This window comes from Streptococcus parapneumoniae (assembly GCF_037076355.1).
Lineage (GTDB): Bacteria > Bacillota > Bacilli > Lactobacillales > Streptococcaceae > Streptococcus > Streptococcus parapneumoniae.
Genome location: NZ_AP026968.1, coordinates 1,613,624 through 1,635,663 on the forward strand (window position 1 = coordinate 1,613,624; position 22,040 = coordinate 1,635,663).

A 22,040-nucleotide genomic window follows, 5' to 3' on the forward strand; every position below is an offset into this window, starting at 1 on the left:
TGCTTATCTAAAAAATACTGCGACGGCTACAATCCAGTTAAGTACAGAAACCACAAGTCCTACGATGTTGAGAATTTTTTCTATTTTATAGTCTAGTCCAGATTCTTTTTGGTATGAAAAAGCCAAGACCAATCCTATGATCCCCAAAATCAGACCTACAATTGGAAATAGCAAACCGAGCACAATAGATAGGATACCTAAAACAAGAGAGTGTTTTTTCTTTTCTTGCATTTTTTAAAAACTCCTTAAAATGATTATTAATTTAGTATATTAGACCGACTATATCAACTTTTTACAGAATATTAACTAGTCTTCACTTTCCCTTTCCAAGAATCCAAGCCATAAGAAAGGATATAAATCTCAGAAAAACCTTGTTTTTTCAAGTAAAGGGTCGCATTTGTGACACGTTGCGCACGTTGGTTTTCGTAGAGAAGGACAGGTTTATCCTTACGAAGGGCTGCAAGACTAGTCTTCAACTGACTTGAAGGAATATTGCGGGCCCCAAGGATATGTTTTCTGTGGAATTCTGCTGGGTCGCGCAAATCAATCAATTGACCCGTACGAATCAAGGCTTCAAACTCCTCATTGTCTACAATTTTAGCCGCACGGCGAATACGAAGATAGTTAAAGCCCATCCACGCCAACATTGCTAGTATAAGTGCCCACAAAATCCAAGTAACCATTAGTTCTTTTCTCCATTTTTCTCAATATAATCCAATTCTACCTTGTGCTCTCTGCGTAGAACCGCTTCCGCTTCCAGATAATCCAGTTTGTCCATCAGCCCTGCATCGTAAATCCGAGAGAGTTCCAACTTCATCAGCTCAATATCATATAAGCGTTTTCCCATGTAAACAATAATACCAAATCGTTTGAGGAATTGCTGCACATCATAGAATGTTTTCATAAGACTCATTCTAGCAAAATTTTGTGTTTTTTTCAAGAAGAGACTTACACAAAGCTCCTGATTTTCCTATCTTCTTTGGCGATTCTGACGCAAGTGTGGTACAATAAAAACATGAGAATTCAACAATTACACTATATTATCAAAATCGTCGAAACCGGCTCCATGAATGAGGCAGCCAAACAGCTCTTTATCACCCAACCGAGTCTTTCCAATGCCGTGAGAGATTTGGAAAATGAAATGGGCATTGAAATCTTTATCCGCAATCCCAAGGGTATCACCTTGACCCGTGATGGGATGGAGTTTCTCTCTTATGCCCGTCAGGTTGTCGAGCAAACTCAGCTTCTGGAAGAACGCTATAAAAATCCTGTCGCCCACCGCGAACTCTTTAGCGTTTCCTCCCAGCACTATGCCTTTGTAGTCAACGCTTTTGTCTCTCTGCTCAAGAAAAGTGATATGGAGAAATACGAGCTCTTCCTTCGTGAAACTCGGACTTGGGAGATTATCGACGACGTCAAGAACTTCCGTAGTGAGGTCGGTGTCCTCTTCTTAAACAGCTACAACCGTGATGTTTTAACCAAAATGCTGGATGACAACCACCTGCTGGCTCACCATCTCTTCACAGCCCAGCCCCATATCTTTGTCAGCAAGACCAATCCTCTGGCAAAGAAAGACAAGGTCAAACTGTCTGATTTGGAGAATTTCCCTTACCTCAGCTATGACCAAGGAACTCACAACTCCTTCTACTTTTCAGAAGAAATTCTTTCTCAAGAGCATCACAAGAAATCCATCGTAGTCAGTGACCGTGCCACCCTTTTTAATCTCTTGATTGGTTTGGATGGTTATACTATTGCGACAGGGATTTTGAACAGCAACCTCAACGGAGACAATATCGTTTCTATCCCACTTGATATTGATGATCCAATTGAGCTGGTCTATATCCAGCATGAAAAAACCAGCCTATCTAAGATGGGCGAACGCTTTATCGACTATCTACTAGAAGAAGTCCAGTTTGATCGTTGATAAATGATAAGAACCAATATGTAGGCTAGCAACAACCTGCATATTGGTTCTTTTTACTTATAATTAAAAGTTTCCCCTGCCAACTTATCAGCTAGCTTGGGAAAGAGAGTATAAAACTTATGGGCTAGGTTCAACAAAATCGGGAGATTAAGTTCTCGTTTCTTTTTTCCTATAATCTTGACAATCTTTTTAGCCACTGCATCTGGCTCTAGCAGGAAACGGTCAACAGATTTGAGATAGCTTCCATCTGGGTCGGCTTGGTCAAAAAATCCTGTACGGATTGGTCCTGGATTGACTGTTGTCACATAGACTCCATATGACATAAGTTCGAGGCGTAACGCATTTGAAAAACCAATGGTCGCAAACTTGGTCGCTGAGTAGAGACTGGACTTGCCAGTAGCGATTAAACCTGCCATGCTGACGATATTGATGATATGGCCTTTTCGACTCTCTTTCATACGAGCCGCAAGGCGTCGAGACAGATTCATTAGGGCAAAGGTATTGACATCGAACATCTGATGAATATCTTGGTCGGAAATCTGGTCAAATTCCTCAAAGATCCCGTAACCAGCGTTGTTTATCAAGACATCAATCTTGCCATAACGGAGATAGAGGTCTGCTATCAGAGTTTCTAAAGCTGAGTCATCGGTAATGTCTATTTCAATCAATTCTGCATGAGGATGATTTCCATAGAGTTGGGCTAATTTTTCCTTATTTCTACCTAACAAAATCAGTTGGTCATTCGGCAAAAGTTTGACCATTTCTTGGGCTAGGCCACCGCTAGCTCCGGTAATGAGAATAGTAGGCATACTTATCCTTTCTGTGACTGCTAGATTTCCACTTCTTCCAAATCCTTGACCACATGGACGTTTTCAAAAATCGTTGCCGCATCTTTCTTGAGCTGACTAATATCTTTTGAAAGGAATCGGGCACTGATATGGTTGAGCAATAGTCGTTTGGCACCTGCTTCTACCGCTACTTGTGCAGCTTGCATGTTAGTAGAGTGACCATGATTACGAGCAATTATTTCATCGCCCTTGCCATAAGTCGATTCATGAACCAGGACATCAGCATTGACAGCCAGACGCACACTGGCACTAGTTTTACGAGTATCACCAAGAATAGTGATAATTTTACCTGGACGTGGCGCTGAGATATAGTCTACTGCCTTTATTTCAGTACCATCTTCGAGAACAACGTCCTGACCGTTTTTAATTTTTCCAAAAAGTGGGCCAAATGGGACACCTGCCGCCTTGAGTTTTTCAGCATCCAGCGTTCCTTCCAAATCCTTTTGCATGACACGGTAACCAACACAGAAAATAGTGTGATCCAATTCTTCCGCGTACACAGTGAATTTATCGGTCTCAAGGATTTTTCCTAAAGAATCTTGGTCAAACTCATGAAAATGAATGCGGTAAGGCAGGCGCGAACCTGACACACGAAGGCTGGTTAAGACAAAGGACTTGATCCCTTGAGGTCCATAGATTTCCAAATCTGTCTGCTCTTCATTGGCCTGAAAGGCACGGCTAGAAAGGAAACCTGGCAAGCCAAAGATGTGGTCTCCATGTAGGTGGGTGATAAAAATTTTGCTGATCTTACGTGGTCGAATTGTGGTCTCAAGAATGCGATTTTGCGTACCTTCTCCACAGTCAAAGAGCCAGACTTCGTTAATCTCGTCCAAGAGTTTCAGGGCGAGACTGGAAACATTGCGGGCTTTAGAGGGCTGACCTGCCCCCGTTCCTAAAAATTGAATATCCATTCGATACTTTCTAATTAATCAATATATAACATGGCTGTGCGGTTTTCCGATCGGAAATAGCGCTTGCCAGAAAAAGCAGTGGCTTCTTGTAATAAATCCTCTTGGCTGTAACCTTTGAGACGTTTACGACCATCCGCTAAGCTTTCCAAATCAGTCAAAGCTGTGAGATTTTCCACACTAACAACTTCCTCATCTCCAACAGCCTTCATGTAAATCTTACCAGACTCCTCAAAGACTAGTTGATGGGGAAAAATTTGTGCAATTTCAAAGAGCAAGTCTTCTGAAATAACCTCTTTCTTTTCAGGGAAAATTCGACCCAGACCCTCACTCTCATAGCAAAAACCAAAGGATTTGCCAGACAGATTAAGTCGAATAAAAGGCTTGTTTTCGAGGGTGAAACTTGGTTCAGCATTGTAGAGATTCAGTTCCTGACTGAGTTCCGCAAAATAATCCGTCGCAGCCTCAGGACTTTTTTTCTGGTATAGCTCTGCAAAGTAGGCATTGACCACACTCGGCGGAGGTGTGATGAGAGCCAACTGCTCTTGCTCTGTTCTACCAGCTAGAAGCTGATCCAGATAGACCTTGTCCAGACTTGTATAACCTCCATACTTTAGAGCCAAAGTTTTAATATCAGTCATAAAATTCTTCTAACCTCCATTTATTTTTCTCAGAAATGTAGCCTGTAATCACTTCGCCGTCCTCTTGATAATCGCGTTCTTCCAGAATCGCAACACTTTCTAAATCATGAATCTTGTAGGACTTTGAAAAAGGCACGCGCAGAGTAAAAGATTCAAAAATATCCTTGATTTTCTCTAAAAATAGTGCCTGCAAATTCTCACGACTATCCTCAGACTTGGCAGAAATGAGGGCATAAGGTGTTTGGGTAGGTGTAAAGTCCTCCACCAAATCCGCTTTATTATAAAGGGTCAGGCGAGGAATATCTTCCATGTCCAAGTCTTTCATGATAGACAGGACCGTTTTTTCATGCTCCTCGTGGTAAGGATTGCTAGCATCGATAACATGAACCAGAAGATCCACATGCTTGCTTTCTTCCAAGGTTGACTTAAAACTGGATACCAGCTCTGTCGGCAAATCTTGGATAAATCCCACGGTATCTGTCAAAGTTACTTGGAGATTGCCTCCCAGATGGATACTCTTAGTCGTCGCATCCAGAGTCGCAAATAGCTCGTCCGCTTCATACTGAGTCTTACTTGTCAAGGTGTTCATGATGGTTGATTTCCCAGCATTGGTGTAACCAATCAAACCAATCTTAAAGATGCTGGACTCCAAACGTTTTTCTCTGACAGTCGCCCGATTTTTCTCAACCACCTTGAGTTGGCGCTCGATATCCGTGATTTGGTTGCGAACACTACGACGGTTCAGCTCCAGCTGGCTTTCACCAGGTCCACGGGAACCAATTCCCCCTGCCTGACGGCTGAGCATAATTCCCTGACCAACCAAACGAGGCAAGAGATATTTGAGCTGGGCTAGGTGAACTTGGAGCTTCCCCTCATGGCTTCGAGCTCGCATGGCAAAGATATCCAAAATCAACTGCATACGATCAATAACCTTAACACCCAGAACTTCTTCTAAATTGACATTTTGCCTTGGCGTCAGACGGTTGTTGACAATGACAGTGGTGATTTCTTCTGCATCCACCATAAGCGCAATCTCTTCCAACTTACCAGAGCCGACGAAGGTCTTAGAATCATATTTTTCACGTTTTTGTCTGTAGCTATCTACAACGATTGCCCCAGCTGTCTTAGCTAGACTGGCCAATTCTTCCATAGAAAGGTCAAAATTGTCCATGCCCTGCAATTCCACACCAATCAGCAGGACCCGCTCCTCTTTTTTCTCCGTTTCAATCATCTAAAAACTCCTCTATCTGGCTTAAAATGCGGTCTTGCACACCAGACTCTCCAATCTGATAAAAGGTGACCTGCATGCGATTACGGAACCAGGTCAGCTGACGCTTGGCAAAACGACGGGTCGCCTGTTTGAGACTCTCACTAGCTTCCTCCAAGTTCTGCTCTCCACGGAAATATGGAAAGAGTTCCTTATAGCCAATTCCCTTAGCAGCCTGCACATCTGGATAATTATCAAACAACCACTTGGCCTCATCCAAAAGCCCAGCCTCAAACATCAAATCCACTCGGCGATTGATACGCTCATAAAGTTGACTACGTTCATCATCCAAGCAGATAATCAATGGTTCATACAAGGTCTCTTGATTTTCCAAATCCTGACCAAAATGGGCAATTTCCAAGGCACGCATAGCACGACGACGATTAAACTGGGGAATTTCAAGGCCTGCTTGCTCTACCAAATGGGCTAATCCCTCATCCGTATAAGGCTCCAAGCTAGCCCGATAGGCCAAAATCTCCTCATGGGGAGTCTCCCCACCCAGGTGATAACCTTCTAACAAGCTCTGGATATAAAGTCCAGTCCCACCGGCGATAATTGCTAGCTTGCCACGGCTGTGAATATCCTCAATAGCCATCTTAGCTTCTGAAACAAAATCAAAAGCCGAGTAAGACTCGGTTACCTCTCTAACATCAATCAAATGATGAGGAACAGCTGCCTGCTCTTCTGGACTAGCCTTAGCCGTCCCAATATCAAGTCCTCGATAGACTTGCTGGCTATCTCCACTAACCACTTCGCCATTAAAACGCTTGGCCACTTCAATGGCTAGAGCCGTCTTTCCAACTGCAGTCGGTCCAACAATCACAATTATTTTTGTTTTCATCTTTTTTCCTTGAAAAATTCCTATTTTTTCGTTACTATTATTATAACACAAAAAGGTCAGTCAGAAAAATGTGACCTCTTGAGGAGGCTGGCTGATTGAGAATATAAAGGAGGAAGACTCATGGCTAAAGGATTCGCTAAAGGTCTTGTAACAGGTGTCGCAGGAACTGTCGCTGCCGTTGCAGGTGCAGTATACGCATTTAAAAAGAAAGTAATCGAACCAGAAGAGCAAAAAGCAGCTTTCATCGAAGAAAACCGTAAAAAAGCAGCTCGTCGCCGCGTATCACGTTAGGAAATAAAAGAAGTTGGGATTATTCTCAACTTCTTTTTTCTATTCTTTTATACTAACTAAGAAGCTAGCCACAGGTTGCTCAAAGTACTGCTTTGAGGTTGTAGATGAAGCGACGCTGACGTGGTTTGAAGAGATTTTCGAAGAGTCTTAAATAGCTAGGTCAAACTTCAACTGTGGCTTAACAGGGTCATAATCCACCAACTCAAAATCTTCTGCTTTAATATCAAAGAAATTAGTCCCATCTGGTACATTCAAGACCAAACGTGGTTGGCAGTTTGACGGCTCTCGACGAAGCAATTCCTGAGCTTGTTCAAATTGATTATCATAGATATGGAGGTTGTTGATAAAGTAGAAGAACTTCCCGACCTTCCAGCCAAAATGCTTGGCAATCATCATTTGAAGAGCCACGTACTGCATAGCGTTGATATGGTGGGCCACTAGCATATCGTTAGAACGCTGGGTCAAGGTCGCATCCAGATAGATTTCCCCATCTACACGGCGGACATCAAACATGGTCTGAAAGGCGCACGGAAGAAGGCCGTCTGTCTCCTCAAAAGCTTGGTAATCCCAGAGAGAGATAATATTGCGGCGGTTCCAAGGGTTGGCTTCCAACTGCTTGAGAAGCTTATTGATGATGTCGTGTTTCTTAACGACCGCCCCGTAACGCTCACCAATGGTTCCTGTATCACCCACTTCCCAGTCATTCCAGTAGTGAACATTGTATTTGCTATTCAGCACTTCTAGGCTATTAGACTGGTCTTGGTAGATCCAGAGAACTTCTTTGATGGCGGATTTGATGGCAATGGGACGCAAGGTTGTGATAGGAAATTCTCCTTTTGCCAAGTCATACTCTGCAAAGGCACCAGTTACATACTTAGAGTTAGCAACAGTCCCATCCTTGTACTTAGGACGAGCCTGCTCAGAAAAGACACCGTCTTTGAGGATTCGTTCAATATTCTCTTTAAAAATCGTATCTGCTTTTGTCATTTACTCTCACCTCATTTATTTCCTAACTAGTATAGCATAAAAAAAGAAAGGAGGAAAATCACTCGCTTCTGGAAAGCAATTTTCTCCTTTTTTATCTTATTGCAATACAAGTGATGCTGCTCCGATAACTCCAGCGTCATTTCCTAGAGTTGCAAGAGCTAATTTAGTAGATGTGCGTACTTGTGGGAAACTATTTTCATCGTAGACTTTTTGAACACCTTGTAGAAGGAATTCTCCCGCAGCTGACACACCACCACCGATGACGATGGTTGATGGGTTTAGGATTGATCCGATGTTAGCACAAGCAATTCCCAAGTAACGTGAGAAGTTACGGTAAACGATCAAGGCAAGGTCGTCTCCTTCTTTTGCAAGATCAAAGACAGTCTTAGCTGTCACTTCTTCTCCGTTATCAATCAAGCGTTTCAAGGCTGCATCGCCTTCGTATTCATCAGCATAGCGACGAGTCAAATTGACAATACCTGTTGCTGAAGCAACTGTCTCAAGGCAACCTTTCTTACCGCAGGTACATGCGATTGGTTGGTCAAAGTCAACAGTGATGTGACCAAGCTCACCTGCTGCACCAGCCACACCGTGAAGCAATTTGCCTTCTGCGACGATACCGCCACCAACACCTGTACCAAGTGTCATAAAGACAACATCTGGTTGGTTATCACCAGCACCCATCCAGCGCTCACCAAGAGCAGCAACGTTGGCATCATTATCGATGAAAAATGGAATGCCCGAGGCTTTTTCAATCTTTTCTTTAATTGGTTGAAGGGTTTTCCAGTTGAGGTTGTAGGCACCGATAACAGTTCCTTTTTCACGGTCAACCACACCTGGTGACCCCATTCCAATACCTTGGAAGTCTGCTGCTGCCAATCCAAGCAAATCCAAACGATGTTGAATAGACTCAATCATATCATCAACGATATGACTTCCCTCATCCAAAATGTTAGTCTTGATAGACCATTTTTCTTGGATTTCTCCTGCTGTTGTTAAGATTGCAAATTTGATAGAAGTTCCACCAAGGTCAATCCCAATAATCTTTTGACTCATCATATTCTCCTTTTTCATTGTATAATAATTGAAAATGCTTACAGTACTAGTATAACAAAATTCATTTACTTATGCAAAGGTTTGCATTAACTTTCTGGATTTTATCTGATTTATGGTTTCCAGAGACCTGAAGCATCTACGTAGTAACGTCCACCATCAACTCGCTCATTCTTAGCCATTTTACCATCTGATTTCAAATAGTAATTTCCTTGCCATGCACTATAAACATAAGATCCATCGGATTGCAAGTAATACCATGCTTGATAAGAATCATCATAAATCCATTCGCTCTGGGCCATTTTCCCGTCTGCTTTCAGGTAATAACTTCCCTGCCAAGCATTTTTCACTGGATTTCCATTTTCATCAAAGTAGTACCAAGCACCGTCCTGCTTAACCCAACCACTTGTTGTTGCTGAACTTGTATCAGTTTGAGTTGTAGTCTCTTGTTTTGCTTTAAAGGCGCCCTTAGGGGCATTTTTCAATTCGCAAGCCACACCATCATGATCGCGGTCTAACTTGGCAGAATAACCAGGGTCTCCCTCATGAAGATCTGAATAGCCATTAGCCCAAGCTTCCTTACAGCTAGAAAAATGGATGTTTTCTTCTGCTAAAACTGGTTGTGAAAACAAGGCTAAAACTGGCAAGGTAGCCAGACTCATTTTAAAAAATAGACGTTTGTTCATTACTTTCTCCTATAGGAATGTTATCGATTTCAATATTATTTTATCAAACTTATTTCAGCAATTCAAGGAAACTTCTGGTATTTTCTACAAACTCCTTTGGTTTTTCCTTATTCAAGACATGAGGGCCGTCTGGGATAATCTGAAATTGGGATTCTGATATTAGTTTATGAAGACTTCTCATAGAACTAAGATTCGGTTTATCTTTGCTACCACAAATTAGCAAGGTTGGATAGGGGCAAGTCTTTGCAATCTCCCTTAAATCAAGTGTTTTTAATTCTTCGGAAATACCAACCATAAGAGCCTTATCTGCCCCCTGTTTTTCAAATACCCTTTTGGGAAGCAATTTAAATATCAGCAACTGAAGATAAAATAGGATATTACCGGACAGTTTAAATGGACATCCTGATAGAACCAAAGCTCGGAGATTTGGTAAAGCATAACTGGAAAGTTCTAGTGCCAGAGCAGCACCTAAGGACAATCCAACCAAAATAAAAGGTTCTGTCTCTTGAGCTAGATGCTGATAAACTCGCTCCTTAGCTTTTTGATAGCTACTAACTCCAGAAGGAAATAAGTCAATAGCCTCAGAAGGATAATCTGTCAGTAGATTCCGAACCTCTTTCCAAGACTCTGCTGACTGCCCCAACCCATGCAAAAATATCAGTTTCATCTAGTTCTCCTCAAGGCTTAGTTCATACAAGCCTCTCACTGCATTACAGGCATAAATAGCTTCTGCTTGGGCTAAGTCTGCCAAGGTCAAGACTTTCTCTTCTACCTGTACTGTTTCCAGCAAGTGCTGACGGTAAATTCCTGGCAAGATTCCAAGTCGGACTGGCGGTGTATAAAGTTTTCCAGTGATTTTCAAAACCAAATTTCCTATAGAGGTTTCAAGTAGTTCTCCTGACTTATTGTGATAAATTTTCTCTTGTTTCCCTAGGCTCAAGTGAGGTCTGTGGCTTGTTTTGAAGTAGGTAAAGGCATGTTGCAAATTAGCTTCCTGAAGGCAAAGTTTGGCTTTGCAGAAGGTCGGACTGAGAGGTTCCAATACTTGACGATCGACTTCTATCTCTCCAGACTTGCTAAGGCTAATTCGCAAGCAGTAATCTTGATTAGCATCACAAGTCTGACACTCTGCTTCAATCCTTTGTCTCAAAATTTCTGGGTCAAAAGGATAAGCAAAATATCGACTAGCTTTTCTCAGTCTTTCCAAATGTTGTTCTTCAAACAGCAAGCACTTCTGGCTGATTTTCCCTGTAGTAATCAGTTTGAAACGAGCTTGTTTACGATAGAGAACAGCTGCCTTTTGATGAACCTCTCGATATTCATATTCCCAAGTGCTATCCCAAGTAATGCCTCCGCCAACTCCATAAATGGCTTGACCTTTGTGAAGTTGAATGGTACGAATGGCCACATTAAAAATCCGTCGTCCATTTGGAAGCAAGAGACCAATCGTTCCACAGTAGACTCCACGCGGTTGTGGCTCCAAGTCCTTGATAATCTCCATAGTCGCAATTTTGGGAGCTCCCGTTATGGATCCACAAGGAAAGAGAGAGCGAAAAATTGTAACTAAATCAACATCTGCTCGCAACCGACTCTTGATGGTCGAAGTCATCTGCCAAACAGTTGAATACTGCTCTACCTGACACAGACGCTTCACGTGCTCACTCCCCACCTCAGAAATACGGTTCATATCATTGCGCAAGAGGTCCACGATCATCATATTTTCAGAGCGATTTTTGGGGTCCTGTTCCAACCAAGCTGCCTCCTCCAAGTCTTCTTGGTCAGTCATGCCACGCTGAGTCGTTCCCTTCATTGGTCGCGTTGTCAACTCGCGGTCATTTTGCTCAAAAAAGAGCTCTGGGCTCATGGAAATCACTGCCATCTCGTCATGTTCCACATAGGCATTATAGCCTGCTTCCTGCTCTACTACCATACGATTATAGATAGCAAAAGGATTGGCGCTTAAATCTTGTTTGAGTTGGACGGTGTAGTTGACCTGATAGGTGTCCCCCTGCCGCAAATGATGGTGAATTTGAGCAATCGCCTTTTCATAGTCCTCTGCAGGCGTTACTTCCTGCCAATTTGAAGGCAAATCAACCTCATCATAAGTCAGAGGAATAGGGGAGGTCTCCACCCTATCGTGAACAGTAAAGTAAAGTAAATACTCGTCCAATAAAGGTGCCTTGTGAACTGCTAATTTTTCCTCAAAAGCAGGTGCAGCCTCGTAGCTGACATACCCCACCACATAATAGCCTTGCTCTTGGTAGCTTTCCACTTGTGCCAGCAAGGCTGTTACTTCCGCTAAATCTCTGGTTTTTAACTCTTTGATAGGCTGGGTAAAGATGTATCTCTCCCCTAAAGCCCTAAAATCAATCACTGTTTTTCTATGCATACCTTAAGTATAGCATAAAATAAGAAAACCCTCATCCGTAAAGCAGATGAGAGATTTCAATTATTTAAAGATTGAAGTTTTAAAGCTATTTGTTTGTTGAAGAAGTTTTTTATAAACTTTTTCTTTTACTTGCACAAGTTTACCATTAACTTTATTAGTAACCATATCTTCTTCAAGAGCTTTGGCAAATAATGATTTTAATTCATCATAGTTATGAATAGTCTCACCATCAATAGTAAAAGGATTAAAACCAGCGTTGGCTTTTTCTAACAATTCTTTATAATATTCTTTCTTAAAATCAGCAAATGATTGGAATCTGCCGTCAGATATTTTTTGTATAATATATTGATCTCCAAATTGTTTCCCTTCTTTATTAGCTTGAGATTTTAATTTATCTGAAGCATATCCTAAGAATCCTTTATCATAGCCATAATATCCCCAGAGTCTAAATGCATTATTCTTAAATGTAACAGCACCAGGTGCACCCTCACTTGTGTTACCTGCATAGATACTATTCATCATTTTAATTCCTACATAGGCAATACCTGGATCAAATACTTCTGGCTTATAGATATTATTATTCATCATACGATTAGTCATCAGATTATTATCAACTAAGTCATTAACACTGTTTAATGTTATTCCTTTCCAATCATCAGAACTCATATTTCGAACCTTGTCATATTGATCTTTTGACCCTACAGTGCGTTCAATAGGATCAACTTTCTTAAACCACAGTTGATTTAATTTATCATCATGTTTACTAATGACTGCATCACCTTCAACATAATCAAGAAGAGACAAGGTATCTATATAACCTTTCATATAATTATCAATGTCTTCTCTTGTTTTAAGAGTCTTCGGATCGGTAATATACCACTGATTTCCATCATTTGGACGATAGAAAGTCATATTAATTCCCAAAGCACCGTATTCATCAAACCATGTACTTGGTACTGGTGTTTGTAACATTCCTTGTGCATAGGCTTCTGCATGAGTCCCTGAGCGACGTCCATATCCTCCTAAATAGATTGCACGATCATTAACATGAGTAGTTTCATGTGTATACACAGAGATTCCAAACTCATCAATCATACTTAATGCAATATAATTTACTTCTGTTCGCGTATCCAAAGGATTATCCCAAATAACTGCATAAGCACCTGTTCCATTGTTACCATAATACTTACCAATAGGTCCAAACAATTCTCTCAATGGGGCATAGTCTTCTTTATTATTCCTCTTACCATACTTATCAGGCCATCCACCAGGTGCTTGATAACCTTCCCAAAGAGGAGTTACTGTATTTTTGACTAGCATATTCTTAACCTTATCTAAAGATAATCTATACCAAAAATCAAAGTAATTTCGATAACTGTCCGCTGCTTTTTCGATCTGATTTTTTATTCCATCGAAGGAGCTATGCCCTAACTTTTCTGCTGTTCCAACAGCCATTGCACTATAATTCGAGATTAAATACACATGTGATTTATTTAGATTTAATAATGGGAGTATCATCTTCCGATGAGTAGCAGACTGTAAATTATCCCAAACTTTGTATTTCGCTGCTTTAATTTCATCGACTTCCGAAGCACGCTCCGCTATATAGACATTCCCTTCTGTAGCTTTCTTAAACCAATCATAAATATTTACATCTGCAGTAAATAGTCGACGATTATAATTTAAAAAGTTTACCAAATTTTCTGATAAGGTTGTCTTAGAAATAATCTCGCTGAAAGCATCATATGTCCGATGACCTTTTATATTATCTTCTCTTGAACCGATTTCAATAAGCCTGTCTAAAACATCAACCTCTTTCCCATAAAAGTCTGGTTTGAACAGCATTAATTCTTTAATATTAACGTCACCGAATTTAACACCGTAGTAACGGTTTAAGTATGTTAAACCTAATAATATGGCAGCTTTGTTTTTCTCGACTTTATCACGAAGCATTTGACGAGCAGCTGGAGAATCATTTAACTGGTGTTCTTCATTTTGAACTAATTTTGTGATTAGGTTTGTTAAGTTTTCTTTAACAGCTGTGAAGCTTTCTTCTAAATATAAATCTTTGATTGCATTAACTCTATAGTCACCTAATCGATTTAGATGTTGATACATCGGTTGAGACTGAAGCTCTACTGATTCTAAAATAGATTTTATATCATTAACAAGAGTAGTGTTATCTTTTTGAACGATATTAGGTGTATATTTAATTCCTAAGTCAGTTATAGTATATTCTTTTACATTACTTAAACCTTCGCTACTAGAAGATAAGTTAAAGTAATCTTTTGTACCGTCCGCATAGTGAACAATAATTTTATTAGCTTCATCTAGGTTAGTGATAAACTCATTGTTGTTCATCGCTGTAACAGAAAGAACTTCTTTAGTATTTAGAGGGTGTTCTTTATTTAATTTATTACCTTGGTATACAATATAATCTTTATTGTAGAATGGTATTAATTTTTCAAGGTTTTTATAGGCTTGGTTATATTCAGCCTTGTAATCTTGAATACTAGAATAAGCTTTTTCTTCATTAAGTTTTGCAAGGGGAGATAGCTCACTTTCTAATTTATCAGCAGTAATATTGAAAGTAGCAACTTTAGCATCAGCCTGTTCTCTAGTTAATTGTTTTATTTTTTGCGGATTAGTGAAGTTATTAGATCCGCTGCTAGCGCCGTTGACTCTATAAATATCAAATAAGAATTGGCGTGCATCTCCATCATTAATTTCGTTTGAACCATATACTTCTTCACCTTTAATTACTCTAGCATAGGTAACAATATCTTTTATAACTCCCCAAGGCCAAGTTTTAGCAACAACACCACCAACAAAACGAGTATTTTTAACATCTAAAGTTCCTTTAGCAACAGAATTGGTAACTTTTGACTTAGTTCCAGACTGATAGCTATTTAACATATATGTAACAAAAGGAACTAGCATACTTGCGCTTGCGTTAGTGGCAGTAATGTTAGCCTCAACATAAGCTTTATTAACAAATCCCATGTAGTTCGAACCAGCAATTCCTCCGACTGTAGAATTGTTACCAACAGAGTTGATATTACCTATAAATGCTACGTTTTCTAGAGCAGCATTTTCTTTGATATTGTTTACAAATCCAGCAACGTTATTTCTAGCTGTTATCGTTCCAGTTGCTTTGATGTTTTCTATACGTGTAGCTCCGTTGATCTCATTCGCAATTGTCGCGATATTATCTTGATTAGATACATTAATATCAATATTTTCAAAATTTATATTTTTAACAGTTCCAGCTTTAATCTTGTCGAACAATGGATGTTCCAACTCAGTAATAGCAAATTGTTTTCCTTCAGAACTTAAAAGTTTTCCTGTAAATTCTTTAGTGATATATGATTTTCCATTAGGAACAACATTTCTAGCACTCATTGATTGTCCCAGACGATATTCTTTTGAAGGATCGTTTTCAATAGCTTCTATTAATTCTTTGAAGTTATAATATACATTATCTTCGTGGGCTTTAGGTTTTTCAATATAGTGAACGTATTCTTCTTCAAATTTATTATCAGCAGTTCTAGAGACTAAATTGTCTGCGATTGCCGTAACTTTATATACAGATGTTCCGTTAACTGTAGTCTCTTCTATATTTTGAACCGCTAGTAATGTAGTTTTTTGATTATTTGAAGTTATTTTTAAATAATAATTACTCTTATCATCAGGAATAGTTGTTATTAATGATTCATTAGTTTCTTTTCCATTTTCGTATTTGATTAAATCTGTACGTTTAATATCTTTAATCTCAACTTTTTTAAGGTCTAGTTGTATTGGTTGATTATCTAAGATTTCTGTTACATCACCGTCACCTCTATCGTAAACCATCGTTGTAGATAGGGTATATTCTTTGTAGTACTCTAGGTTCTTAAATGCAGCGCTTATAGTTTCATTAGTTACATCATCGCCTGTAAGCTCTACAGTGCTAACAACTGTTTCTCCTTTTTTCAGAGTAGCTGTGATTGATTTAATTTTTGTTTTATTTTGGTTTTCTAGAGAATACTTAGCAACTGCTTCACGTTCTAATACTTTCTTATCAGTCTCAATAAATGTTAATACCGGTTTTTCAGTTAATAGAACTAGGTTATTGATAGCTTCTTCTACACTTCTAGTAGCTTCGTCTACTTTGCTTTGAGTAGCAGTTTCATCTGCGTTTACAGGAGTTACTTCTGTAAGAGTATCTTCTAAAGCTTTCCATGTTTGAGTAGTGTATTCTTCTTTACGTTTGCTGTTAGCTGTGTTAATAGCGTTTTGTAATACAGTTTTATCTACAGCAAGAGCTTGAAGAGCATCTTGAAGAGCTTTAGTAGCTGCATCTATTTCACTTTGTTTAGGAAGTGAAGTAGTTTGGTTGTTGATTTCTTTAGCTTTAAGTTCAGCATTTTTGAATTCGTTCCAAGTTTTAGTGCTATAGTCAGCTTGTTGTTTTTGTTCAGCAACTGTTAATTGTTCCTGTAATTTCGTTTTATCAACATTAAGAGAATCGATAGTAACTTTAAGTTTATCAGTTGCATCCTTGATTTGAGCTTGAGTAGCTTTGTCGTTGTCTTTTACAGCTTGAGCGTCAGTTTTAGCTTCTTCTAAAGCGTTCCAAGATGTAGCACTGTAGTCAGTTTGAGTTTTTTCGTTTGCAAGGTGAAGTTGTTTTTCAAGTTCAGTCTTATCAGTATTCAAACCAACGATAGCGGATTTAAGTTTTTCATTAATGTGATTAATTTCACTTTGTTTTGCTGCTGTATTGTTTGTAACATTTTCAGCATCGGCTAAAACAGTTTGAAGATTTGCCCAAGTTGCATCACTGTAGTGATCTTTAGTTTTTGATTTCGCGTCAGCAATAGTTTTGTTTAATTCAATTTTATCAACGCTTAGAGCAGCGATAGCGGATTTAAGTTTTTTAGTAGCATCGTTGATTTGGTCTTGGGTCGCTGTGCCGTTATCTTTTACTTCCTGAGCTTTATTTTGAGCTGTACTCAAAACCGTCCAAGATCCCATGCTGAAATCAGTTTCAGTTTTCCCCTGTGCAATCTTAAGTTGATTTTCGAGTTCAGCTTTATCTGTATTTAATCCAGAAATTGCTGTTTTAAGACTTGCAGTCTCAGAATCTACTTCACTTTGTTTAGCATCCGTATTAGCTGCAACTTTTTCAGCTTCTGTGACTTCAGTTTGAAGGTTTTGCCAACTTGTATCACTATAATGTTCTTTTGTCTTTGTTTTTGCATCTGTAATCGTGCTATTTAATTCTGTCTTATCAACAGTAAGAGCTTCAATAGCTGTTTTTAACTTATCAGTTTCAGAATCTACTTGTTCTTGTTTAACTGATTCTGAAGAGTAGGTTGTTTTTGCAGCTTCTAAAACAGATCCAAGAGCATTGTAACTTGCTGTAGAATAATCAGTAGGAGAAACTGAACTAGCTTTATCAATTTGATTCTTTAACTCACTTTTATCAACTGGTTCTTTAGTACCAATACCTTTTATTTCATCTACTGGCTTGGTTGTTATTGTATCCTCTAATACTTTACTAGACTGTTTTCCATCAATAGTAGTGACTTCAGTTAAAATAGTACGTTCGCCAGCAACACCTTCTCGAATAACCCTTGTTTCTCCCTTAGCGAGGTTCTCATCATCTTGCTCAACTGTCTTAAAAGGCACAGGCTCTTTAGTTACTATAACTTCAGGCTTAACCTCTATTACATTTAACACACCTTCTTCAGGAGTTGTTTTATGTTCTACTGCTGGCTGTTCTACTTTTGTTTCTTCGTCCTGATGTTCTGCTGGTTGAGCAGCTGGTGAAGTTTCTGTTGGTTGACTTTCTGGTTCAACTTGAGCTTCTACTGGTTGTTCTTCTTGTTTCGGTGTTTCTTCCGCAGTCTTCTCTTCTTTAGAAGCTTCTGGTTGCTTTTCTGGAGAGACTGGTGCCTTTTCGTCTTCACTTGGCGCGACTGGTTCACCTGCTTGTTCAACTTTTGGTTGTTCAACAGGTTGATTAGCAGCCCCATCTTTTGTTTCTACTACTTCTGGCTGTGCATCTTCTTGTTTCGGTGTCTCTTCCGCTACCTTATCCTCTTTAGGATCTTCTTGTTGTGATGATTCTTTTGGTATACTTGGTTGCTCCGGTTGTGTAGGTTGCACGGGTTGTTCTGGGACTTTTGGTTGTTCTACTGGAGTTTCAACTTTTGGATCCTCAGCTTGTTTGTCTGATGGTTGACTTTCTGGCTTGACTGGTGCTTTTTCCTCTGTTGTTGACTCAACTACTCCACCTACTTCTTCAACTGGAGCTAGTTCTGCTGAAGATTCTTTTTCATCTTTTCCTTTAGGGAGGGGTTCGTCAGTAGGTTTCACCTCTGTTTTTAGTTCTTCCTTTGGATTTTCTTCTGCTCTAGGTGCTTCTTCTTTTGGAGTTTCCTCTTCTACTGCTTGGTTTTCTGGCTTAGCTTGCTCCTGATTTGTTGTTACTTGGGGATTCTCAACTTCGACTACAGTCACCTCTCCAGGTTTAGCTGAGGCTTCTTCTAAAACAGTATCCAAGCCAAGCGTTTTGAGGATGTCACCTGATAGATAACCAACATAGCGATAACCCTCCATTTCAACAACACCCTCTCGACTAGCCGGTGCTAGGGTCGCAACTGGGTCTACAGCTCCTGCACTAGGAAGAACTACCAATCCCATAGCTCCAACTAGAAAGACGCTGGCAATTTTCTTTCTCTTGTAGATTAAAAGCAAGCTCCCAACAGTCAGCAAACCAAAAGCTGTCAAAACAGATGCTTCTGTCCCTGTTTGTGGCAGCTGGTCTTTTTGATATACCAAACCATAGACAACTTCATTTCCATCAGGCTTTCCTGTCTGGATTAAATCTTTAGCTTCTTGTGAAATAACCTCTTTATCTACATAGTGATAGGTGGCTGCGTCCACTACAGAAGGAGCCATCAAAAGGCTTCCAAGAAATACAGAACCTACAACTCCCTTAATCTTACGAATTGAAAAACGGTCTTTTTTAAACACTTTCATCTCCTTTATTCATTCTCACGACTTTCTAATAGAATCTCGCGGATAGTGCGCACGCGCACCTCCGACTAATTTTGGACGACTAGCCAGCGCCGTTACGTGGGCATGACCAATCTCTCTCAAAAGAGGACGAATCGGAACCTGAACATGCTTAACATGCATGCCAATTGCAGTGTCTCCGATATCCAATCCAGCATGAGCCTTGATAAATTCAACCTCAACTGGATCTTGCATAAACTTGAAGGCTGCCAACTGACCTGAACCTCCTGCATGAAGGGTAGGAAGGACATTGACAATTTCCAGACCAAACTGCTCTGCCACCTGACGTTCAACAACGAGGGCACGATTGACATGCTCACAGCCTTGAACTGCTAAATGGATACCTCTACTACCTAGAATACCCAAGATAGTCTCCACTATCAGCTCACCAATCTCTTGACTGGATTGTTTCCCAATCTGACCACCTATCACCTCACTAGAAGATAGACCTAAAACAAAAAGGGCACCCTGCTTCAAATTGGCCTTTTCTAAAACATCTTCTAATACCTGACGTGTTTCTCTTTGAATCTGTGTCTCGTTCATCTCTGCCACCTCTTTTGTCACTATCTATCATACCGTTTTTTCTTGTTTTTAGCAAGATAGACAACCTAGAAAGCTTGCCCAATTACGCATAAAACTCCCAGAATTGACTGGGAGTTAGCTAGTTTCTATTCTATTTATGTATATTTCCACTTTCGTCCCTTTTTGGGGCCTAGAATCAATCTTCATCTGGTAATATTCTCCAAAATGAAGTTTGAGCCGTTGGTCGACATTTTGCAGACCAACTCCTCCACGTTTGAGGTTACTTTGACTACTATCGCCAGCAGCTTGGAAGCCAACGCCATCATCCTCAATGCGGATGACCAAGCCCGAATCCTGTTTCTGGACAGAAAGTTTAATATGTCCCTGACCTTCCTTCTCCTTAATGCCATGGTAAAGAGCATTTTCCACCAGAGGTTGTAACACCAACTTGGGCAAGACTAGATGATCAAAGGTAGGATTTTCCTCAATCTCGTATTCCAGCTTATCTCCATACCGTTGTTTCTGGATAAAGAGATACTGGCGAACATGATTGATTTCATCAGACAGGCAAATCAAATCCTTGCCTTGATTGAGTGCCAAGCGGAAATAGGTTGCCAAGGACTTGGTCACCTGAACCACACGCTGACTATCCTGAAATTCAGCCATCCAGATGATGGTGTCCAAGGTGTTATAGAGGAAATGAGGGTTAATCTGACTTGATAGGGCTTGAAGTTGGTACTGACGGGTCGTTTCTTCCTGGCTACGAATATCTGCCATCAGCTGATCAATCCGATCCAACATGGCATTAAATTGGCGAGTCACTTCTCTCAGTTCATAGGCACCAGTTTCCTTGGCACGAAGATTCTGACCACCAGAAGCAATTTCCAGCATGGTTTCTCTTAAGTCACTTAAAGGAGCAATCCAGCGTTTGAGACTGAACCACACCAAGCAGAGACAGACAAGAAGAGATGTGATACTAGCCCCAAGCAAGGTCCACAAGAGTTGATTCCTAACCTGATCTAACTTCTCCAGCGAAGATACGCCAAGTACCGTCCAATCAGTTCCTGCAATCTTTTCTTGACTGACGTAGGATTTGTGACCAGAAGTATAGCCCTGACCCGTCTCAATGTAGGATTTCATGGCCTCCATTTCGCTAGACGAACTATAAACTGTGTGTTGAGGATGATAAACAAATTCATGTTTTTCATTGATAATGAAAGCAAATCCCTGCTGACCCAACTGAAGCTGGTTGAGATAGGCTTCCAGAGTTTCGTAGGAAATATCCAAACGAAGCACGCCCAGATTGGCTCCCTTTGCATCAACAAGTTCTTGAGTGACAGAAATGACCCACTGACTGTCCGATTTACGAGCTGGGTTCAAAACTGGCATGGCTCCCCGATGAATAGCCTTTTGATACCAATCTTCAGCCATCATATCAGAGGATGTTTTCATCTGCACACTGTCATCTGTAGAAATGACCTGACCTGATTTGGTGACCAGTACAACAGCTTTCAAATCTTGGTCTGCCTTCAAGATAGTCAAAAATAGATTTCGGATTCCCTTGACCTTGTCTTGACTGGGATTCTCAGCATAGGTCAGGACATCTGCCTGCTGGGTCAAACTAGTCGAGGTGGTTTCTAATTTTTTGATATAAGACTGGATAAAGTGGCTAGTCTGGCTGATAGTCGTCTGGCTATTGCCCTCAATGCTAGCCTCAATGGCTGAAGAACTAGATTGATAGTAGAAAGTCCCAACCAGAGCTAGGAGAATGAGAAAGACCAGAAAGATGGAAATAACCATTCTGACTAGGAGAGAAGAACGCTTCATCGGCCTTCTCCCTTCTTAAACTGACGAGGTGTCACACCCGCAATCTGCTTAAAGCGTTGGGTAAAATAGTTCATATCTTCAAAACCAACCTTCTCTGCGATCTCATAAATCTTTAAATCCGTGGTCAAAAGCAAAAGCTTGGCTTGTTTGACACGTTCTCTCACCAGATAATCCTGAAAAGGCAGACCCAACTCTTTCTTAATCAAAGAACTCAGATAAGTCGGACTAAATCCCAAGTCACTGGCCAAAGACTTTAAACTAAACTGGCTATCAGCCAGATGGGACTGGATTTTCTGGGCCATGTTTCCTTCAAACTTATCGGTCAGTAAATCTTGTAACTGCTCTTCTTTCTCTTCCTTGTCCAACTTTTGCTTGATTTTCCTCAACATTTCCTCAATATCCTGACGAGAAAAGGGCTTAAGCAGGTAGTCATCCACACCGAGTTTGACAGCAGACAAGGCATAATCAAAATCATCGTAGCCTGTCAAAAAAACTAGATGAACCTGAGGATAGGTTTCTCGTACCAGACTGGCCAACTGGATGCCATTTAGCTGAGGCATATTGATATCGGTTAAAATAATATCTGGTATCTGCTTTTGAATTAGCTCCCAAGCCTGCCTTCCATTTTCAGCCTGACCGATGATTTCCATATCGTAGGCTGCTACATTGACCAACTTGGTCAAGCCTTGTCTTACCAGATATTCATCTTCTACGATTAAGATTGTGTAGGTCATGCTTCTCTCCTTTGTCACTTACTAGTATTAGTATAGCAAAATTCTCCTCTAACTGCT

The 22,040-nt window shown here is 40.3% G+C and carries 19 protein-coding genes; 2 read left to right on the forward strand and 17 right to left on the reverse strand.

Annotation, left to right across the window (positions count from 1 at the left end; genetic code table 11):
* Positions 1 to 3 precede the first annotated feature (3 nt).
* From SP4011_RS08360 to SP4011_RS08370, 3 genes are all read right to left on the reverse strand, one after another.
* A complete protein-coding gene (locus SP4011_RS08360) occupies positions 4 to 231 on the reverse strand; it encodes a hypothetical protein (RefSeq protein WP_262081735.1) in 228 nt (75 codons plus the stop codon).
* 71 nt (positions 232 to 302) lie between these two features.
* Positions 303 to 683: a rhodanese-like domain-containing protein gene (locus SP4011_RS08365; RefSeq protein ID WP_173217705.1), complete on the reverse strand. Its 381-nt coding sequence runs from the start codon at positions 681 to 683 to the stop codon at positions 303 to 305.
* Positions 683 to 913, reverse strand: a complete 231-nt coding sequence (locus SP4011_RS08370; RefSeq protein ID WP_001808324.1) for a YqgQ family protein — start codon at positions 911 to 913, stop codon at positions 683 to 685. Before SP4011_RS08370 ends, SP4011_RS08365 begins: the two co-directional genes overlap by 1 nt.
* Positions 914 to 1,015: 102 nt before the next feature.
* Here SP4011_RS08370 and SP4011_RS08375 point away from each other — a divergent pair, with 102 nt between their 5' ends.
* Positions 1,016 to 1,924 (forward strand): LysR family transcriptional regulator, encoded by a 909-nt coding sequence (locus SP4011_RS08375; protein ID WP_173217707.1) that lies wholly within the window; start codon positions 1,016 to 1,018, stop codon positions 1,922 to 1,924.
* Between the two features lie 53 nt (positions 1,925 to 1,977).
* Here the strand turns inward: SP4011_RS08375 and SP4011_RS08380 are convergent, their stop codons facing one another.
* From SP4011_RS08380 to miaA, 5 genes are read right to left on the reverse strand one after another with little or no spacing between them, the layout of a single operon-like run.
* Positions 1,978 to 2,733, reverse strand: coding sequence for an SDR family oxidoreductase (locus SP4011_RS08380; protein ID WP_338618756.1), 756 nt, complete (start codon positions 2,731 to 2,733; stop codon positions 1,978 to 1,980).
* Positions 2,734 to 2,753: 20 nt separating this feature from the next.
* Positions 2,754 to 3,683 carry a ribonuclease Z gene (gene rnz, locus SP4011_RS08385; protein ID WP_338618758.1) on the reverse strand — a complete coding sequence of 310 codons (930 nt, stop codon included), beginning with the start codon at positions 3,681 to 3,683 and terminating at the stop codon, positions 2,754 to 2,756.
* A gap of 14 nt (positions 3,684 to 3,697) precedes the next feature.
* Positions 3,698 to 4,321, reverse strand: a complete 624-nt coding sequence (locus SP4011_RS08390; RefSeq protein ID WP_173303049.1) for a cystathionine beta-lyase — start codon at positions 4,319 to 4,321, stop codon at positions 3,698 to 3,700.
* Positions 4,314 to 5,552, reverse strand: a complete 1,239-nt coding sequence (gene hflX, locus SP4011_RS08395; protein ID WP_173217713.1) for a GTPase HflX — start codon at positions 5,550 to 5,552, stop codon at positions 4,314 to 4,316. The genes SP4011_RS08390 and hflX overlap by 8 nt, the downstream gene beginning before the upstream one ends.
* Entirely contained in the window at positions 5,545 to 6,429 is an 885-nt protein-coding gene (gene miaA / locus SP4011_RS08400) for a tRNA (adenosine(37)-N6)-dimethylallyltransferase MiaA (protein WP_338618760.1), read from the reverse strand. The genes hflX and miaA overlap by 8 nt, the downstream gene beginning before the upstream one ends.
* Positions 6,430 to 6,549: 120 nt before the next feature.
* On the opposite strand from miaA, the gene SP4011_RS08405 reads away from it, so the two are divergent.
* On the forward strand, positions 6,550 to 6,720 hold the full coding sequence (locus tag SP4011_RS08405; protein ID WP_001051780.1) for a DUF3042 family protein: 171 nt from the start codon (positions 6,550 to 6,552) through the stop codon (positions 6,718 to 6,720).
* 147 nt (positions 6,721 to 6,867) lie between these two features.
* Here the strand turns inward: SP4011_RS08405 and SP4011_RS08410 are convergent, their stop codons facing one another.
* The 9 genes from SP4011_RS08410 to SP4011_RS08450 all read right to left on the reverse strand — a co-directional run bounded on the left by SP4011_RS08410 (position 6,868) and on the right by SP4011_RS08450 (position 21,983).
* The gene (locus tag SP4011_RS08410; RefSeq protein WP_247939076.1) at positions 6,868 to 7,707 is read right to left on the reverse strand and encodes a thymidylate synthase; all 840 of its coding nucleotides are present in this window, start codon (positions 7,705 to 7,707) and stop codon (positions 6,868 to 6,870) included.
* A gap of 96 nt (positions 7,708 to 7,803) precedes the next feature.
* Positions 7,804 to 8,763 carry an ROK family glucokinase gene (locus SP4011_RS08415; RefSeq protein ID WP_338618767.1) on the reverse strand — a complete coding sequence of 320 codons (960 nt, stop codon included), beginning with the start codon at positions 8,761 to 8,763 and terminating at the stop codon, positions 7,804 to 7,806.
* A gap of 110 nt (positions 8,764 to 8,873) precedes the next feature.
* Positions 8,874 to 9,446, reverse strand: coding sequence for an excalibur calcium-binding domain-containing protein (locus tag SP4011_RS08420; RefSeq protein WP_338618768.1), 573 nt, complete (start codon positions 9,444 to 9,446; stop codon positions 8,874 to 8,876).
* A 49-nt stretch (positions 9,447 to 9,495) separates the two neighbouring features.
* On the reverse strand, positions 9,496 to 10,113 hold the full coding sequence (locus tag SP4011_RS08425; RefSeq protein ID WP_338618769.1) for an alpha/beta hydrolase: 618 nt from the start codon (positions 10,111 to 10,113) through the stop codon (positions 9,496 to 9,498).
* Positions 10,114 to 11,835, reverse strand: coding sequence for an aminodeoxychorismate synthase component I (pabB, locus tag SP4011_RS08430; RefSeq protein WP_338618770.1), 1,722 nt, complete (start codon positions 11,833 to 11,835; stop codon positions 10,114 to 10,116).
* Between the two features lie 60 nt (positions 11,836 to 11,895).
* Positions 11,896 to 18,858 (reverse strand): ZmpA/ZmpB/ZmpC family metallo-endopeptidase, encoded by a 6,963-nt coding sequence (locus tag SP4011_RS08435; protein WP_338618771.1) that lies wholly within the window; start codon positions 18,856 to 18,858, stop codon positions 11,896 to 11,898.
* A gap of 21 nt (positions 18,859 to 18,879) precedes the next feature.
* Complete coding sequence (locus tag SP4011_RS08440) at positions 18,880 to 19,443, reverse strand: TIGR01440 family protein (RefSeq protein WP_173253336.1); 564 nt, start codon at positions 19,441 to 19,443, stop codon at positions 18,880 to 18,882.
* 114 nt (positions 19,444 to 19,557) lie between these two features.
* A complete protein-coding gene (locus SP4011_RS08445; RefSeq protein WP_173262276.1) occupies positions 19,558 to 21,249 on the reverse strand; it encodes a cache domain-containing sensor histidine kinase in 1,692 nt (563 codons plus the stop codon).
* The gene (locus SP4011_RS08450) at positions 21,246 to 21,983 is read right to left on the reverse strand and encodes a response regulator transcription factor (RefSeq protein WP_173262273.1); all 738 of its coding nucleotides are present in this window, start codon (positions 21,981 to 21,983) and stop codon (positions 21,246 to 21,248) included. The genes SP4011_RS08445 and SP4011_RS08450 overlap by 4 nt, the downstream gene beginning before the upstream one ends.
* Positions 21,984 to 22,040 lie beyond the last annotated feature (57 nt).

Bases quoted from the DNA above. Each gene is read 5' to 3' on its own strand.
- miaA (WP_338618760.1), bottom strand. From the start codon at position 6,429: ATGAAAACAAAAATAATTGTGATTGTTGGACCGACTGCAGTTGGAAAG.
- SP4011_RS08360 (WP_262081735.1), bottom strand. From the start codon at position 231: ATGCAAGAAAAGAAAAAACACTCTCTTGTTTTAGGTATCCTATCTATT.
- SP4011_RS08405 (WP_001051780.1), top strand. From the start codon at position 6,550: ATGGCTAAAGGATTCGCTAAAGGTCTTGTAACAGGTGTCGCAGGAACT.
- SP4011_RS08425 (WP_338618769.1), bottom strand. From the start codon at position 10,113: ATGAAACTGATATTTTTGCATGGGTTGGGGCAGTCAGCAGAGTCTTGG.
- SP4011_RS08450 (WP_173262273.1), bottom strand. From the start codon at position 21,983: ATGACCTACACAATCTTAATCGTAGAAGATGAATATCTGGTAAGACAA.
- SP4011_RS08380 (WP_338618756.1), bottom strand. From the start codon at position 2,733: ATGCCTACTATTCTCATTACCGGAGCTAGCGGTGGCCTAGCCCAAGAA.
- SP4011_RS08440 (WP_173253336.1), bottom strand. From the start codon at position 19,443: ATGAACGAGACACAGATTCAAAGAGAAACACGTCAGGTATTAGAAGAT.
- SP4011_RS08410 (WP_247939076.1), bottom strand. From the start codon at position 7,707: ATGACAAAAGCAGATACGATTTTTAAAGAGAATATTGAACGAATCCTC.
- SP4011_RS08370 (WP_001808324.1), bottom strand. From the start codon at position 913: ATGAGTCTTATGAAAACATTCTATGATGTGCAGCAATTCCTCAAACGA.
- SP4011_RS08415 (WP_338618767.1), bottom strand. From the start codon at position 8,763: ATGAGTCAAAAGATTATTGGGATTGACCTTGGTGGAACTTCTATCAAA.
- pabB (WP_338618770.1), bottom strand. From the start codon at position 11,835: ATGCATAGAAAAACAGTGATTGATTTTAGGGCTTTAGGGGAGAGATAC.
- rnz (WP_338618758.1), bottom strand. From the start codon at position 3,683: ATGGATATTCAATTTTTAGGAACGGGGGCAGGTCAGCCCTCTAAAGCC.
- SP4011_RS08445 (WP_173262276.1), bottom strand. From the start codon at position 21,249: ATGAAGCGTTCTTCTCTCCTAGTCAGAATGGTTATTTCCATCTTTCTG.
- SP4011_RS08365 (WP_173217705.1), bottom strand. From the start codon at position 683: ATGGTTACTTGGATTTTGTGGGCACTTATACTAGCAATGTTGGCGTGG.
- SP4011_RS08420 (WP_338618768.1), bottom strand. From the start codon at position 9,446: ATGAACAAACGTCTATTTTTTAAAATGAGTCTGGCTACCTTGCCAGTT.
- SP4011_RS08390 (WP_173303049.1), bottom strand. From the start codon at position 4,321: ATGACTGATATTAAAACTTTGGCTCTAAAGTATGGAGGTTATACAAGT.
- hflX (WP_173217713.1), bottom strand. From the start codon at position 5,552: ATGATTGAAACGGAGAAAAAAGAGGAGCGGGTCCTGCTGATTGGTGTG.
- SP4011_RS08375 (WP_173217707.1), top strand. From the start codon at position 1,016: ATGAGAATTCAACAATTACACTATATTATCAAAATCGTCGAAACCGGC.